The 16,458-nt window shown below is 68.5% G+C and carries 13 protein-coding genes; 8 read left to right on the plus strand and 5 right to left on the minus strand.

The window, feature by feature from the left end:
- Positions 1-6: 6 nt before the first annotated feature.
- Positions 7-3,198 carry a tetrathionate reductase subunit A gene (locus HV701_RS04000; RefSeq protein WP_175131788.1) on the plus strand — a complete coding sequence of 1,064 codons (3,192 nt, stop codon included), beginning with the start codon at positions 7-9 and terminating at the stop codon, positions 3,196-3,198.
- 57 nt (positions 3,199-3,255) lie between these two features.
- Here HV701_RS04000 and HV701_RS04005 read toward each other — a convergent pair whose 3' ends face one another.
- Together HV701_RS04005 and HV701_RS04010 are read right to left on the minus strand one after the other, a co-directional pair.
- Positions 3,256-4,110, minus strand: coding sequence for a beta-keto acid cleavage family enzyme (locus tag HV701_RS04005; RefSeq protein ID WP_175131789.1), 855 nt, complete (start codon positions 4,108-4,110; stop codon positions 3,256-3,258).
- Positions 4,107-5,069, minus strand: coding sequence for a 3-hydroxyacyl-CoA dehydrogenase family protein (locus HV701_RS04010; protein WP_175131790.1), 963 nt, complete (start codon positions 5,067-5,069; stop codon positions 4,107-4,109). Before HV701_RS04010 ends, HV701_RS04005 begins: the two co-directional genes overlap by 4 nt.
- Positions 5,070-5,217: 148 nt before the next feature.
- On the opposite strand from HV701_RS04010, the gene HV701_RS04015 reads away from it, so the two are divergent.
- Complete coding sequence (locus HV701_RS04015; protein ID WP_175131791.1) at positions 5,218-6,126, plus strand: LysR family transcriptional regulator; 909 nt, start codon at positions 5,218-5,220, stop codon at positions 6,124-6,126.
- Between the two features lie 73 nt (positions 6,127-6,199).
- Here HV701_RS04015 and HV701_RS04020 read toward each other — a convergent pair whose 3' ends face one another.
- The gene (locus HV701_RS04020; protein WP_175131792.1) at positions 6,200-6,883 is read right to left on the minus strand and encodes a GntR family transcriptional regulator; all 684 of its coding nucleotides are present in this window, start codon (positions 6,881-6,883) and stop codon (positions 6,200-6,202) included.
- Positions 6,884-6,902: 19 nt separating this feature from the next.
- Positions 6,903-8,678 (minus strand): IlvD/Edd family dehydratase, encoded by a 1,776-nt coding sequence (locus HV701_RS04025; protein WP_175131793.1) that lies wholly within the window; start codon positions 8,676-8,678, stop codon positions 6,903-6,905.
- 220 nt (positions 8,679-8,898) lie between these two features.
- Here HV701_RS04025 and HV701_RS04030 point away from each other — a divergent pair, with 220 nt between their 5' ends.
- On the plus strand, positions 8,899-9,894 hold the full coding sequence (locus HV701_RS04030; RefSeq protein ID WP_175131794.1) for a Bug family tripartite tricarboxylate transporter substrate binding protein: 996 nt from the start codon (positions 8,899-8,901) through the stop codon (positions 9,892-9,894).
- A gap of 298 nt (positions 9,895-10,192) precedes the next feature.
- On the plus strand, positions 10,193-12,190 hold the full coding sequence (gene pdeR, locus HV701_RS04035; RefSeq protein WP_175131795.1) for a cyclic di-GMP phosphodiesterase: 1,998 nt from the start codon (positions 10,193-10,195) through the stop codon (positions 12,188-12,190).
- A gap of 22 nt (positions 12,191-12,212) precedes the next feature.
- On the opposite strand, the gene HV701_RS04040 is transcribed toward pdeR, so the two are convergent.
- Positions 12,213-13,097, minus strand: coding sequence for a crotonase/enoyl-CoA hydratase family protein (locus HV701_RS04040; RefSeq protein WP_175131796.1), 885 nt, complete (start codon positions 13,095-13,097; stop codon positions 12,213-12,215).
- A 134-nt stretch (positions 13,098-13,231) separates the two neighbouring features.
- Here HV701_RS04040 and HV701_RS04045 point away from each other — a divergent pair, with 134 nt between their 5' ends.
- From HV701_RS04045 to HV701_RS04060, 4 genes are all read left to right on the plus strand, one after another.
- Positions 13,232-13,453, plus strand: coding sequence for a hypothetical protein (locus tag HV701_RS04045; protein WP_175131797.1), 222 nt, complete (start codon positions 13,232-13,234; stop codon positions 13,451-13,453).
- 73 nt (positions 13,454-13,526) lie between these two features.
- A complete protein-coding gene (locus tag HV701_RS04050; RefSeq protein WP_175131798.1) occupies positions 13,527-15,626 on the plus strand; it encodes a TonB-dependent receptor in 2,100 nt (699 codons plus the stop codon).
- Positions 15,627-15,809: 183 nt separating this feature from the next.
- Complete coding sequence (locus HV701_RS04055) at positions 15,810-16,154, plus strand: type II toxin-antitoxin system RelE/ParE family toxin (protein ID WP_175131799.1); 345 nt, start codon at positions 15,810-15,812, stop codon at positions 16,152-16,154.
- Positions 16,135-16,455 (plus strand): helix-turn-helix domain-containing transcriptional regulator, encoded by a 321-nt coding sequence (locus HV701_RS04060; RefSeq protein WP_061071653.1) that lies wholly within the window; start codon positions 16,135-16,137, stop codon positions 16,453-16,455. Before HV701_RS04055 ends, HV701_RS04060 begins: the two co-directional genes overlap by 20 nt.
- Positions 16,456-16,458 lie beyond the last annotated feature (3 nt).

Consider the following 16,458-nt stretch of genomic DNA (forward strand, 5'->3'; position numbering starts at 1 on the left):
ATGACCATGGACAAGCAACACCAAGACGACACGCCCGACCTCCACGCGGACGGACCCGACCAACCTGACAATGCCGCCCGCCGCAAACTGATCGCGCGGGGCGGGGTGGTCGCCGGCGGCCTGGCCGCGTTCGCGGCCGGCTACGGCGAGACCGTCGCCAAGGCCGTCAAGGGCCTGGCGCAAGGCACCGCCGGCGTGCCCACCGCGCACGCCGTGCGCGGCAATTCGCTGACGCCGGAATTCCGCATCGATCCGGTCAGCGGCCTGCTGTCGACCCAGCCGGGCCAGACCGTCAGCCCCTCCAGCTGCCTGGGGTGCTGGACGCAATGCGGCGTGCGCCTGCGCGTCGATACCGAGGCCAACCGCATCCTGCGGGTGGCCGGCAACCCGTACCATCCGCTGGCCACCACCCGGCCGGCCGCGATGGACGCGCCGGTGCGCGAGACCTACGCGCAACTGGGCGGCGACAACGGCCTGGAAGGGCGCGCCACCTCCTGTGCGCGCGGCTCGGCCATGCTGGAGCAGATGCACAGCCCGTACCGCGTGCTGCAGCCGCTCAAGCGCGTCGGCGGCCGCGGGGAAGGCAAGTGGCAGACGATTTCCTTCGAACAGCTGGTGCAGGAGGTGTGCGAGGGCGGCGACCTGTTCGGCGAGGGCCACGTGGATGGACTGCGGGCGATTTTCGACCGTGACACGCCGCTGGATCCGGCCAACCCGGAGTACGGCGCCAAAGTCAACCAGTTCCTGTTCACCGATGCCTCCAACGAAGGCCGCACGCCGCTGATCCAGCGCTTTGCCGGCCAGTCGTTCGGCACCGTCAACTTCAGCAACCACGGCTCGTATTGCGGGCAGAGTTTCCGCGTCGGGACCGGCGCCGCGCTGGGCGATCTGAAGAGCATGCCGCACGGCAAGCCGGATTGGGACAATGCCCGTTTCGGCCTGTTCATCGGCGCGGCGCCAGCGCAGGCCGGCAATCCATTCCAGCGCCAGGCGCGCCAACTGGCGGAGGCCCGCGCCCGGCCCGAGGGGGAGGAGGGCTTCACCTATGTGGTGGTGTCGCCGGTGCTGCCGGCCTCATCCAGCCTGTCGGCCGGCTCGGGCAACGAATGGGTGCCGGTCAACCCGGCCAGCGACCTGGCGCTGGCGATGGGCCTGATCCGCTGGATTCTCGACAACGAACGCTTCGATGCGCGCGCGCTGGCGCAGCCCGGCCCGGCCGCCATGAAGGCGGCGGGCGAGGCGGTATGGACCAACGCCACGCACCTGGTGATCGCCGAGCCCGGTCACCCGCGCCAGGGCAGTTTCCTGCGCGGCGCCGATCTGGGCTGGGCCAGGCCCGCCGATGCTGGCGAGAAATGGGAAGACGTGTACGTGGTGCAGTTGGCGGACGGCTCGCTGGCGCCGCATACGGTCGCGGCGCCGGCCGCGTTGTTCGTGGACGAGACGGTGGCCGCGCCGGGCCTGGCGGACGCGCCGGCCGCGCTGCGGGTGCGCAGCGCGCTGACGCTGCTGCGCGACGAGGCGCACCGCAAGTCGCTGGACGAATACGCCGCGCTGTGCGGCGTGCCGGCCGCCAAGATCGCCGGCCTGGCCGAGCGCTTCACCAGCCACGGCAAGCGCGCCGTGGCCGATGCGCACGGCGGCACCATGAGCGGGGCGGGCTTCTACACCGCCTACGCCATCGCCATGCTCAACACCCTGGTGGGCAACCTGAACGTCGAGGGCGGTCTGGTGCTGGACGCCGGGCCGTTCCCGCCCTACGGCGCGGGGCCGCGCTACAACATCGCGGGCTTTGCCAACCGCGCCACGCCCAAGGGCGTGGGCCTGTCGCGCAACCGTTTCCCGTACGAGAAGTCGAGCGAGTTCAAGCGCAAGCAGGCCGCCGGTCAGCCGGTCTATCCGGCCGCCGCGCCCTGGTATCCGGCCACTGGCGGCCTGAGCTCCGAAATGCTGGCCTCGGCGCTGGCGGGTTATCCGTACCGCGCCAAGGTCTGGTTCAACCATATGAGCAACCCGGTCTATGGCATCGCCGGCCTGAAGAACGTGCTGCTGGACAAGCTGAAGGATCCGACGCTGCTGCCGCTGGCGGTGTCGATCAACCCGTTCATCAACGAAACCAACGCGCTGGCCGACTACATCGTGCCGGACACCGTCACCTACGAAAGCTGGGGCGTGTCGGCGCCGTGGGCCGACGTGGTGGCCAAGGCTTCGACAGTGCGCTGGCCGGCGGTCGCGCCGCGGGTGGCGCGCAGCGCCGACGGCGCGCCGGTGAACCTGGAGTCGTTCCTGATTGCCTGCGCCAAGCGGCTGGGCATGCCCGGCTTCGGCGCCGATGCCATCGCCGACCAGGATGGCAACCGCTATCCGCTGGACACGGCCGAGGATTTCTTCCTGCGCGGCATCGCCAACATCGCTTTCGGCGCCGGGCGGCCGGTGCCCGAGGCCAGCGATGACGACCTGGAGCTGACCGGCGTGGCGCGCTATCGCGATCTGCTGCAGGCCAAACTCAAACCCGAGGAATGGCGCCGCGTGGCGATGGTGATGAGCCGCGGCGGGCGCTTCGACCGCGTGCGCGAGGCCTGGAGCGAGGCCGGCCAGACCCGCAAGGCCTGGGCCAAGCCGCTGCAGGTGTGGAGCGAGGAGCTGGCCGGATTCCGCCATGCCATGACGGGCGAGCGCTACAGCGGCTGTCCCACCTGGTATCCGGCGCGGCTGGCCGACGGCCGCGACGTGCGCGAACAGTATCCGCGCGCGGACTGGCCGTTCCTGCTGAGTTCGTTCAAGTCCAATCTGATGAGTTCGATGTCGATCGGCGTGGACCGGCTGCGCCAGGTGCATCCGCACAATCCGGTGTCGATCAACCGGCAGGACGGCGAGCGGCTGGGGCTGCGCAATGGCGACCCGGTGCGCATCGTCACGCCGGGCGGGGCGGTGACCGGCCTGGCGCTGCTGCGCGACGGCATCCAGCCGGGCGCGGTCGGCATCGAGCACGGCTATGGCCACACCGAGCTGGGCGCGCGCGCCCATTTGGTGGATGGCAAGCCGATGCCGCACGATCCGGCGCTGGCGGCGGGCGTGAACCTGAACGACCTGGGGTTCGGCGACGCGACGCGCGGCGCGCACGCCAACGTCTGGATCGACTGGGTTTCGGGCGCGGCGGTGCGGCAGGGCTTGCCGGCGCGCATCGAGCGGGCCTGAGGCCGCGCCGGCACATGGCGCGAGGCGGGCGCGTGGCGGCGCCGGCCTCGCCGCGCTTCAGGCGATGGCCCCGTAGATCCGGCGGGCCTGCGCGGCATCCGCCAGCGGCCGTCCCAGCGCGCGCGCGCCTTCGACCGCCTGCCGCACCAGTTCGGCGTTGCCGCTGGCCAGCGCGCCGTCGCGCAGCTTCAGGTTGTTCTCGAACCCCACCCGCATATGCCCGCCGAACGCCGCGGCGGTCGTCACGCAGGCATTCTCCTGTGCGCCGAACGCGCACACCGCCCAGGGCAGCGCGTGATCGTAGGCCGCCAGGAACGGCAGTAGATCGTAGGCCGATGAGGTCTGGCCGGCGCTGTAGCGTCCCAGCACGAACAGCACCGACCACGCGCCCGGCGGCACCAGCCCGCGCGCGCGCAGCGACAACCAGCGCTGCACATCGCCCTCGTCATACAGGATGATCTGCGTCATGATGCGGCGTTCCGCCACCCACGCCAGGAACGCCGCCAGCTCGCTTTCCGGGATCTCCGGCACCGCGATCTCGCGCAGCCCGATCGACACCGCCTCGGGCTGCAATTCGCGCACCAGCGCCATCTGTTCGGCCGCCTTGTAGACGCCCGCCGCCTCGCTGGTCACCTGCACCAGCAGCTCGTCGCCCACCGCGCGGTGCACCGCCGCCAGCGCGTCGCGGTAGGCCTGCGCGTCCAGCAGGTGGCTGCCGTCCGGCTTGCGCACGTGCATGTGCATCATCGCCGCGCCCGCGTCCAGGCAGGCGCGGGCTTCCCGCGCCAAGGCCTCGGGCGTCAGCGGCACGGCAGGGTGATCGGCGGCCTTCTTGTAGGCGCCGTTGGGCGCCACCGTCACGATGACGGGCGACTCGGCCAGGGTGGGGCGGGGCTGGTCGACGTCGCTCATGGCTGGATCTCCGGCAGTTCCGGCGCGATCAGGTCCAGGCCCGCGCGCAGCAGGCGGTCATAGCGGGCGCGCTCGGCGGCGATGGTTTCCGGCGTCCAGGCGTAGAAACCTTCGCCGGCCTTCATGCCGTGGCGGCCGTCGGCGGCGCGCTCGGTCAGGCAGCGCGCCGGGTGGTCGTCATTGCAGAACGTCGGGTACATGGTCGCGCCCGCCGCCGCGTGCACGTCGATGCCGGCGTGGTCACGCTGCATCACCGGGCCGGCCGCCAGGAAGCGGAAGCCGAAACCGAAGCGCACCGCCGCGTCCACGTCCTCGGGCGAGGCGATGCCGCGGTCGATCAGGTTGAACGCCTCGCGCGACAGCGCGTGCTGCAGGCGGTTGGCGAGAAAGCCCGGCAGGTCCTGGCGCACCTTCACCGGCACGCTGCCGCAGCGGCGCATGAAGGCGATCAGCGCGTCGGCGCGGGCCTCGTCGCTGGTCTCGGCCATCACCACCTCGACCAGCGGCACCAGGTGCGCCGGCATGAAGAAGTGCAGGCCCAGCATGCGTTCGCGCGTGGCCAGCCCCTGGCCGATGGCGCTGATCGGGAAGCTGGAGCTGTTGCTCGCCAGGATGGCGTCGGGGCGCGCGCGCCGCACCAGCTCGGCGAACAGCGCCTGCTTGATGTCCAGCCGCTCCGGCACGCACTCGATCACCAGATCGACGCTGGCCCAGTCCACCTGGTCCAGGCTGGCCGCCGTCGCCAGTTGCGATACCAGCGCCTCGCGGCCGATGGTCTTGAGGTTGTCGGCCACGCGCGCCGGCAGCGCGGCCGCGCGCGCCGCGTCGGGTTCAATCACCGTCGTGCGGCAGGCGGTGCGCGTCAGCACCACCGCCACGTCGGCGCCCATGGTGCCGCCGCCCACCACCACCGCATGCGCCGCGCCCGGATTGGGCAGGGCCTTCGCGTCCGTCTGCATGGTTTGCTCCTTGTCCTGAAACCGCAGTTGCATCTGCGTCCGTGTCTGTATTGGGCGCCGAGTGTAGAGAAGCTTGTTTGATTGATGAATCAGATTTTTTGGATAGAATGATCGACAAACAAGATCAATCAAGGAGGCGTTCGCCGCGATGCAGATCAATCTCTCGATGCGCGATATCGACACGACCCTGGTGCTGGGCCGCACCCTCAATTTCCGCCAGGCGGCGGCGCAACTGCACCTGTCGCAGTCGGCCCTGTCGACACAGATCCAGCGCATCGAGGACGCGCTCGGCGTGCGCCTGTTCGACCGCACCACCCGCACGGTGCGGCTGACGGCGGCGGGCGAGGTCTTCATGCAGCAGGCGGCGGCCCTGCAGGTGGCGTTCCGCGACGCCATCGCCGCCGTCAGCGGCATCGCCAGCGCCGAGCATGGGCAGGTGTCGGTGGCGGCGCTGCCGTCGCTGGCCGCGCGGCTGCTGCCGCGGGTGCTGATGGCCTATCGCCAGGCGCATCCGCAGGTGGCGCTGAAGGTGCGCGACACGCTGTCGGGGCCGGCCTTTGATCTGGTGCGCGCGGGCGACGTGGATTTCGCCCTGACCGCCGCCGACCCGCAGCATGCCGATCTGCATTACCAGCCGCTGATGTCGGATAGCTTCCTGCTGTTGATCCCCGAAGGCCACGCGCTGGCGCGTGCCAAGGGGCCGTTGCGCTGGGCCGACACGGCCGGCGCCGCGCATGTGTCAATGGTGCATCCGAGCAGCGTGCGCCAGTACACCGAGTGGGCCTTCCTGCAGAACCGCATCCGCTTCACCCCGGCTTTCGAGGCCGAGCACCTGACCACCATCGTGGCGATGGTGGAGTGCGGCTTCGGGGTGGCGGCGCTGCCCGAGATCGCGGCGGGGGCGGTGGCGCAGCATGGCATCGTGCAGCGGCCACTGACCGGCCCGGTGGCCGAACGCTCGATCGGGCTGGTGACGGCGCGCAACCGCAGCCTGCCGCCGGCCGCCGCCGCGCTGGTGGTAACGCTGCGGCAATACCTGGCCGGACAGGCGCAGTGAGTGTCCCGGCGGGCGAGGGGGCCAGGCAAGGGCGGCGCGCCGCCCGGCCTGGGTGGTTGCGCGCGGGCGGCGCTCAGGCGCCGCGGCGTGCCTGCTCCGACGCCAGGTAGGCGTCGCGCGAGGGCAGCAGGTGCTCGCGGCAGAGTGTCATCAGCGCCGCGCGGTTGCCGTCGCGCAGCGCGTGGATCATGGCCCAGTGCTCCTGGCGGGCGCGTTCGCGATAATGCGCGGCCGCCAGCGAGCCGAAGCGGATCGGATGGGTGCGGCGCGCGTATTCCTCGATGGCCTGGCCCAGCACCGCGTTGTCAAGCAGGCCGAACAGTTCGCGGTGAAAGCGCTGGTTGCTGCGGAACACGCGGCGCGCGTCGCCGTCGGCCACCGCGGCGTCATGCTCGCGTTGCACCGCGACCAGCGCCGCCAGCCGCGCCGGGGCCACCGGCAGCGGCATCAGGCTGGCGGCATGCACCTCCAGCACGTCGCGCAGCGCGTATAACTCCATGACCTCGCGCGCCGAGTAGGCCCGCACCACCGCGCCGATGTTGCGCTTGCGCTCGACCACCCCCAGCAGTTCCAGCTCTGCCAGGACCTGGCGCACCGCGTGGCGCTTGAGGCCGAAGCGCGCCATCAGCTCGTCCTCGGTCAGCCGCTCGCGCGGATGCAGCCGGCCGAAGACGATGTCTTCCTCCAGCGTGGCCACCGCCGCCGCCAGGGCGTCGGGCGCTTGTGGTTCGAGATCGGCGGGGGTGATGGCGTTCATGGGCGGCGGGCGGTAAAGGTCATTGCTTGGGCACGGTGTCGCGCGTGGCGCTGGCGCGCAGGAAGTCGAAGTCCACGCCCTGGTCGGCCTGGGTCACGGTCTGCAGGAACAGCTTGCGGTAACCGCGCTCGGCGGCCGGGCGCTCGACCGGGGCAGCCGCCATGCGGCGCGCCAGCTCGGCAGCGTCGACCAGCAGCGCGATTTCGCGCCGCGCCACCGACAGGCGGATGCGGTCGCCATTTTGCACGTAGGCGAGCGGCCCGCCAATCGCGGCCTCGGGCGTGACGTGCAGCACGATGGTGCCGGCCGCCGTGCCGCTCATGCGGCCATCGGAAATGCGCACCATGTCCTTGACGCCGGCGCGCGCCAGTTTCTTGGGGATCGGCATGTAGCCGGCCTCGGGCATGCCGGGCGCGCCAGTGGGACCGATGCGCTTGAGTACCAGCACGTCGTCGGCGGTCACGTCCAGGGCCTCGTCGTCGATGCGGCGGGCCATGTCCTCGGCGTCCTCGAACACGACCGCGCGGCCTTCGTGTTCCATCAGCTTGGGGTTGGCGGCCGACTGCTTGATGATGGCGCCGCCGGGCGCCAGGTTGCCGCGCAGCACGGCCAGGCCGCCCACCGGGTAGATGGGCGCGGCGACGCCGCGAATCACGTCCTGTTTGAAGGGCGCGGGGGCGTCGTCCAGTTCCTCGCCCAGGGTGCGGCCGGACACCGTCAGCGCGTCCAGGTGCAGCAGCGGACGCAGCTCGCGCAGCAGGGCCAGCATGCCGCCGGCGTGGTGGAAGTCTTCCATGTAGTGCTGGCCCGAGGGCTTCAGGTCGACCAGCACCGGGGTCTCGCGGCTCATGCGGTCCAGGCCGGCCAGGTCGATGTTGATGCCCAGGCGGCCGGCGATGGCGGTCAGGTGCACGATGCCGTTGGTCGAGCCGCCGATCGCCAGCAGCACGCGCAGGGCGTTCTCGATGGACTTGCCGGTGATGATGCGGTCGGGCGTCAGGCGCGAGGCGGCCATGGCGACGGCGGTGGCGCCGGTGCGCTCGGCCACGCGCACGCGGTCGGCGGTGACGGCTGGGGCGGAGGCGCCGCCGGCCACCATCATGCCCATCGCTTCGGTCAGGCAGGCCATGGTGCTGGCGGTGCCCATCACCGAACAGGTGCCGACGCTGGCCACCAGCTGGTTGTTGACGTCGGCGATTTCGGCCGCGTCGATTTCCTCGGCGCGGTAACGGCCCCAGTAGCGGCGGCAGTCGGTGCAGGCGCCGACCCGTTCGCCGCGATGCGAGCCGGTCAGCATCGAGCCAGTCACCAGTTGGATCGCCGGCACGCCGGCCGACGAGGCGCCCATCAGTTGCGCCGGCACGGTCTTGTCGCAGCCGCCGATCAGCACTACCGCGTCCATCGGCTGGGCGCGGATCATTTCCTCGGTGTCCATTGACATGAGGTTGCGCAGGTACATGCTGGTGGGCTGCGAGAAGCTCTCGTGCACCGAGATGGTGGGGAAGTCCATCGGCAGGCCGCCGGCCAGCATGACGCCGCGCTTGACCGCCTCGATCAATTGCGGGGCGTTGCCGTGGCATGGGTTGTAGCTGCTGCCGGTGTTGACGATGCCGATGATGGGGCGCGCCAGCGCGTCGTCGGACAGGCCGGCGCCCTTGATGAAGGCCTTGCGCAGGAACAGCGAAAAGCCGGTGTCGCCGTAGTTGGTGAGCCCGCGCGCCACGCCGGTGCTGCGCGCGCCATCGCTGTCGAAGGGGCCCTTGGCGGTCTGGCCGCCCTTGGTCTCGTCCGTCATTTTTCTTCCCGATAATATTATTGATAATTCAATCCGGGGATCATATCCAGCCTTTGGAGAGGCCTGCAAGACCTTTTCACGGGAAATTTTATTGATCTAAAAAAAAGATCAGTCGATAGAAAAATTCTGATTCATCAATCAAGAATCGGCTCCTACACTGGCTCCGTTGACGAGCCGGGCGTCCGTTCCATTCCTATACTCATCCCGGCAGGAGACCTACATGTCAGACCTGCGTCTGCGGCCCCGCCGCGCCTTGCTGCTTTCCCTGTTGGCCTTGTGTACCGGCGTGTCCGCGCCAGCCCTGGCCGCCGACGCCTATCCCGACAAACCGATCCGCCTGATCGTGCCGTACCCGCCCGGGGGCGCCACCGACGTGATCGGCCGCGTGCTGGCGCAGGAGCTGACCGGCGCGCTGGGCCAGTCAGTGATTGTCGAGAACCGCGCCGGCGCCGCCGGCAACATCGGCGCCGACCAGGTCGCCAAGGCCCAGCCCGACGGCTATACGCTGTTGATGGGCGCGCTCACCAGCCATTCGATCAATGCCACCCTGTACCGCGGCCGCGTCACCTACGACGTGGAAAAGAGCTTCGCGCCGGTGTCGATCGTCGGCACCGTGCCCCTGGTGTTCGTGGTCAATCCCTCGGTGCAGGCCAATGACCTGAAGCAGTTGATCGCGCTGGCCAAGTCGCGCCCGGGCTACATCACCATGGCCTCGGCCGGCAACGGCTCGCCGCAGCACCTGGCGGGCGAAATGTTCAAGCGCGCCGCGGGCGTGGAGATCCTGCACGTGCCGTACAAGGGCAGCGGTCCGGCCATGACCGATCTGATGGGAGGCCAGGTGCTCAGCATGATCGAGACGGTGCCGGCGTCGCAGTCCAGCATCAAGGCTGGCAAGCTGCGCGCGCTGGCGGTGACCTCGGCGCAGCGCGTCGCGGCGCTGCCGGACGTGCCGACGGCGGCAGAGGCCGGTCTGCCGGGGTTCGAAGTCAGCTCCATGTTCGGCATCGTCGCGCCGGCCGGTACGCCGGCGCCGGTGATCGATCGCCTGAACGGCGAGCTCAAGAAGATTCTGGCCAAGCCGGGGGTGAAGGCCTCGCTGTTGAATCAGGGCGCCATTGCCGAATGGACCACGCCGGCCGATGCCGGCGCCCGCGTGTCGGCCGAGGTGGCGCGTTGGACCAAGGTCATCAACGAGGCCGGGGTCAAGCCCGAATAAGCCAATCGGGCGAGGCGCGCCTCGCCCGTTGCTTCATTTGCGCCACACACCAGAAATGGTCACAAAATTTCGACGATTATTGTTTGTGTGCCTGGCGGTGCGCCGCGCAACAGGCGTGAAGCCGGTGTGCGCCGAGCGAATTGTCCGTAGCGCGCGGGTGAGGGGGTGGCCGGCGATTGCCGCGCGGGGTGAAATAATCCGCAATAATGGCAAAATGCGCCTCGCTCGGGTGGTTGACCCCGAACTGACTAGGCCGTAATGTTGCTCGCAGGCCTTCCTGGGACGGCGGGGGACACCAATGACTGAGAATCAGGACGAAAAATCGATCCTGTACCTGCATTTCGGTACGCCTAGCCCCTATTGGAGGCTGGCGGCCGACAGCGACGCGATCGAACTATCCGCCGTCAAGGGCGCCACCAACATCGCCATGGCGCTCAAGCCCGAGCAGGCGCAGGCGATCCGCGCCCTGACCGGCATCACCGCCAGCCTGCGCATCGACATCGTGCTGTATGGCGACCCGATACAGTTGCGGCTGGTGGGCCGCAAGATCAATCCCAATGAATGGGCCGGCACGGCCTCGGCGCATACCGACACCGATTCGGTGGCGCGCGATCTGGTCGAGGGCCTGTCGTTCGCCGAGACCGTGGTGTCTGAAGCCAATTCGGTCATCGTCATCGTCGACCAGCATGGCCGAGTGCAGCGCTTCAACAAGGTCAGCGAGGAATACACCGGCAAACGCGAGCAGGACATCGTCGGGCGCAGCGTGTTCGACATGTTCATGACCCGCGAAGAGGCGGTCGCTTCACGCCGCAACATCGCCGAGTTCTACAAGCGCGGCCAATCCTATGAGGTCGAGCGCCTGATCAACACGGTCAAGGGGCCGCGGCTGTTCCTGTTCCGCAATAAGTTCGTCACCAGCGGCAGCGGCGAGAAGCGCGTCTACCTGATCTGCTCGGGGACCGACATCACCGAGGAACGCCAGGCGCAGGAGCGCCTGCGGGTGCTGGCCAACACCGACATGCTGACCAATCTGCCCAACCGCCACGCCATCACCACGCGCCTGAAGGCGGCGCTGGCCGAAGGCGAGGGCGCCAGCGGCGGCGTGCTGTTCCTGGACCTGGATAACTTCAAGCGCATCAACGACCACTACGGCCATGGTTTCGGCGACCGCCTGCTCAAGTCGGTGGCAGTGGCCATTTCCAGTTGCCTGGCGCCCGGCCAGACGCTGGCGCGGCTGGGCGGCGATGAATTCCTGGTGCTGCAGGAAAACGCCGAGGCCTGGCAATTGGAGGCCACGGCCGGCCGCATCATCGAGCGCCTGCGCGATCCGTTCCGCCAGGAGCTGATCGAGGTCTACACCAGTTGTTCCATCGGCATTGCCATGTACCCCGAGCATGGCGCGGACCTGGACAGCGTGGTGCGCAGCGCCGACATCGCGATGTACGTGGCCAAGGAAGCCGGCCGCCATACCTACCGTGTGTTCCAGCCCGAGATGGACCGCCGCAACGCCGACTATGTCTGGCTCGACACCAATCTGCGCAAGGCGCTGGCCGAGGGCCATCTGATGCTGTACTACCAGCCCAAGCTGGCCGGCCGCGGCGGCGAGGTCGACGGGGTCGAGGCGCTGCTGCGCTGGCGCTCGCCCGAGCGCGGCATGATCTGCCCGAGCGTGTTCATTCCCTACGCGGAAGAGTCGGGCCTGATCTCGCAGTTGGGCGTGTGGGTGATGCGCGAGGCCGCGCGCCAGGCCGCGGCCTGGAAGCGCGACGGGCTGAACCTGCGGGTGGCGGTGAACGTGTCGGCGCGCCAGCTGGATGACAAGGGCGTGGTCAGCGAGTTCATGCGCGCCGTCAATGACGCCGGCCTGGCCCCCTGCCTGCTCGATATCGAACTGACCGAAAGCTGCCTGATCGAGGACGAGGTCGCCGCGATCGAGCTGATGAAGCAGTTCCGCCAACTGGGCGCGCGGGTCCACCTGGATGACTTTGGCACCGGCTATTCGTCGCTGTCGCAACTGGCGCGCATTCCGCTGGACGCGATCAAGCTGGACGCCAGCTTCGTGCGCGGCGTCAACGAGAACCCGGTGTCGCAGGCGCTGGCGCGGGCCATCGTGGCGGTGGCCAGCACGCTCGAACTCAAGGTGATCGCCGAGGGCGTCGAAACCCAGGAGGAAGCCGCCTTCCTCGACACGCTGGGGGTGGACGCCAAGCAAGGCTATTTGTATGCCAAGCCCATGCCCGCCGCGGAACTGACCGCCTGGCTGGCGCAGCGGCGCCGGCTGCATCTGATCGCCTGATGCGGCCGGCGCGCGCCGGCGCTCAGTGCATGGTGGCGTCCGCCAGCCCCTCGGAACCGGCGGGCGCGCGCCGATTCTGCGCCAGCACCAGCCGCTCCATATAGGCACGGTCCTTCGGATCGATCATGAAGGCGGCCTCGACCCAGTCCTCGGTGATGTCCATCAGCTCGGAGCGGGTCAGTTGCAGCACGCGCTGGCGCGCCCGCAGCATGGCGCGCATGCCATTGAGCTTGGGCCGCATCACGTCGATGAAAGTGCGGGTGGCCTTGTAGGCGTCGCCGGGCTCGAACAGCACGTCTACCAGGCCGCGCGCCTGGAACCATTCGGCGGTGTGCGATTCGCCCGTGCCGATCAATTCCTCGGCCAGCTTCATGCCCGCGCGCCGCGCCACCAGCGAATAGCCGCCCATGCCCGGAAACAGGTTGAAGGCCATTTCGGGGAAGCCCATGCGGGCGTTGTTCTGCGCCAGCACGAAGTGGTGCGCCAGCGCCGCCTCGAAGCCGCCGCCCAGCGCAGTGCCTTCGATCATGGCCAGCGACACCGCGCCGGTGTCAAAGCCCCGGGTGGCGGCATGGACGCAGTCGACGCAGGCGCGGGCGTAGGCGCGCAGCGCCTCGCGCCGCCCGGTGCGGATGGCTTCGGCGAAGAAGTTCAGGTCGCCGCCGACGTTGTAGATCTGCGGCACCAGCGAGCCCGTGACCCAGAAGTCGATGGGCAGGCCAGAGTCCTTGGCGGCCCGCGCCAGGGTCATGATTTCGTCGATCAGTTCGTGGTTAAAGCAGGGGCGCGGCTGGGCGCGCAGCATCATCCACATGACACGTCGTCCTTCTTCATAGAACGCGGAGACTTGCTTCAGGTTGCCTGCGGCGGTAAAGGGATGGCAGTCCGGATGAATGAGTTGATTCATTTGCTTTCGTCCAATCGATCAAGGTGAGTCGGAGTACTGCCGGGCCAGCCTAATACAGCGGCCGCCGCGTCCGGCTCATGCAAAGCTCGTCCGTCCGGCCAGAGTTGTCCGTAGTGCAAACATCGGAGTGATTGTTGGAAGAACCCGGCGTTCGGGGCGATGGCGTCGTGCGCATGGATGACGCGCGTCTCGTCGATGTGGACGATGACCGTCGCAGATTCGCGAAGGTCCGGGCCGGCATGGGCGGCATGGCGGCCTCATGCGAATGGCGGGCAGGCGAATGGCGGGCAGGCGCGCGGGTGACGCGCGTGGCCGTTGTGAGCCTGCAACACGAGCGCGGCTTGCGGTCCAAATGAGATGAATCTCATATACAAATGAGATTCATTTTCGATATTATCGCGGCTCGATAAAACTTACAGAATGCTTGCGATGCCCGTTTTTTCTGTCCCGCGCACCGTCGTCCTGGGCGCCACGCTGGCCGCCTTGGCCCCCGCCGTTTCCGTGGGCGCCGAGCCGGCGCAACTTCCCGCCATCAGTGTCGAAGGCGCCAATGCCGACGATCCGCGCGTGCCCGAGGTCACCACCGCCACCCGTACCCAGACCCCCGCGCGCTACGTGCCGCAGGCCATCGACAGCGTCAAGGTCGAAAGCCTGCAGAACTACGGCATCAACACGCTGGGCGAAGCCCTGTCCGGCATCCCCAACGTCAGCAACGCCTCGGACACCCGCTTCGATTCGCTGCGCATCCGAGGCTTTGACGCCAGCAACGATTTCTACCTGGACGGCATCCGCGACGACAGCCAGTACGTGCGCGACCTGCACAACATCGAACGCATCGAGGTGCTCAAGGGCCCGGCCGCCGTGCTGTATGGCCGCGGCAGCCAGGGCGGCATCGTCAATCGCGTCAGCAAGGCGCCACAGCCGGGCCGCGAATCCACCCTGGAAGCGCAGGCCGGCAGTTGGGACCTGCGCAGTTTCTACGGGGATCTGAGCGCCGACCCCGGCGAACACGTCAGCGTGCGCCTGAACATCGGCCAGGAAGACAGCAACAGCTTCCGCCACAAGATCGGCGGCACCCGCCAGTTGGTGGCGCCGTCGCTGAACTGGCGCATCACGCCCGACCTGGACTGGCTGGTGCAGTACGAATACAGCCGCTACGACCGCACCCCGGACCGTGGCATCCCCAGCGTCAACGGCCGTCCGGCCGACGTCGGCCGCTCGACCGTCTATGGCGACCCCGACCGTGACTATATCGACGACCGCGCGCAATCGTTCCGCTCGCGCCTGGCCTATGCCGTGGCGCCGGGCTGGCAACTGCGCTACACGCTCGGCGTGTTCGCGCTGGACAGCAAATTCGACAACACCTACCTGACCGGCTACAGCGCCGCCAGCGGCAAGGTCAGCCGCACCCGCTGGCAGCAGGACCTGAGCACCCGCAGCATCAACCACAACCTGGAGGCCGAGGGCCTGTTCCATACCGGCGGCATCGAGCACCGTATGTTGTTCGGCGTCGAGCTGGCCAACCAGGAGCGTTCGCCCGATCTCTACAACATGCTGGCGCGTGGCCCGGGCGCGCAGCCCATGCCGGCGCTGGACCTGTACGATCCGGACCTGTCCCAGCAGCACGACGGCGCCATGACGCTCAGCAGTTCGGCCCGCCACAAGACGCGCAGCCAGGGCTACTACGTGCAGGACCAGATCAAGCTGGATGACGCCTGGCAGGTGCTGCTGGGGCTGCGCATGGACCGCTTCCGCGTCGATTCCACCAACCGCATGCTGGATCTCTCGGCCCGCCGCGACAACCGTGGGCTGAGCCCGCGTGCCGGCGTGGTCTGGACGCCGCTGCGCGACCACTCCTTCTATGCGTCATACAGCAAGACCTTCTCGCCGGTCGGCGGCAGCTTGATCGGCATTACCCCGAACCCGCGCGACAACACCAACGACCTCGATCCGGAAAAGACCCGCCAATACGAAGTCGGCGTCAAGAGCGACTGGCTCGACGGGCGACTGAGCACTACCCTGGCGCTGTACCAGCTGGAGCTCTACAACCGCCGCACCCGCGATCCGGTCGATCCGACCCTTGTGTTGCTGACCGGCAAGCAGCGTTCGCGCGGCATCGAGCTGACCGCGGCCGGGCGCCTGGCCGGCAACTGGTACCTGCGCGGCGGCATCGGCCTGCAGAACGCCTCCATCGTCGAAGACAACAACGGCCTGGCCGGCAAGCGCGTCAGCAACGTGGCGCGGCGCAACGGCAGCGTGTTCCTGACCTACAAGCCGGCCGAGGGCCTGTATGGCGAAACCGGCCTGACCTTCGTCGGCCAGCGCTATGCCGACAATGCCAACACGGCGGTGCTGCCCGGCTACGCCACCTGGGACGCGCTGGTCGGCTACCGCAGCGGCCAGTGGGACTGGCGCCTGGCGGTGCGCAACATCACCGACAAGACCTACTACGCCTCGGCCACCAGCGCCGGCCAGATCCGCGTGGGCGAGCCGCGCACGGTGGTGGCGACCGCGCAGTACCGGTTCTGACGGGTAGACACGATCCAGACAGGACGGACGGGCGCTTCGGCGCCCGTTTTCTCTTTGCAGGAAGACGGGCGAGTGGGGAGGAAAAGATCGCGCACCGCCAGACAGGAACCAAGGGAGTGTCCTATCTTGTTGGCGGACGGACTGTTTTGACTTGACTGAAATTCGTCTATTGACGAAGGTGGTGTGTACCGAATCGAACACTACCTCACCCCCGGAAAACTCAAGGATTCCTATGCCACCTGGCTACGCGGCCTGCGCGGCATGCGTGACAAGGTGGCGGTCATTCGCCGCGTGGCGCGTCTTGCGTCCGGCAATTTCGGCGCTCACCGCTTCTGCCGCGAGGGCGTGTGGGAATTGCGTATCGATTCAGGGCCGGGCCTGCGCGTCTACTACGCGCTGTCCGGTGAACGGCTGGTGTTGTTGCTGGCCGGAGCCAGCAAACGCACGCAGGATGCCGACATCCATCGCGCGGTGGAGTATTGGCATGACTGGCAACGGAGAACAGATGATGAGAAGCAAGCCCCATGATGAAGCAATGGTCGAGGTCTATCGCAGCGACCCCGCCCTCGCGCTGGAGACGGTCAACAGCATTCTCGCCGATGGCGACCAGGGGGAATTGCTGGTGGTGCTGCGCCAGATGACCCAGGCGTTCGGCGGCATGCAGGCCGTGGCGGAGCAGGCGCGGCTGAATCCGACGCAGCTCTACCGCACGCTGTCGCCCAAGGGCAACCCATCACTGGCCAGCCTGCTGGCCATTCTCAGGGCGATGGGCTTGCGGCTGGCCGTGATGCCGCTGGCCGATGCGGCGGCCCCGGTCCGGATGGGTTGAGGC

Origin of the sequence: Achromobacter pulmonis (genome assembly GCF_902859765.1) — a bacterium.
GTDB classification, from domain to species: Bacteria; Pseudomonadota; Gammaproteobacteria; order Burkholderiales; family Burkholderiaceae_B; genus Achromobacter; species Achromobacter pulmonis.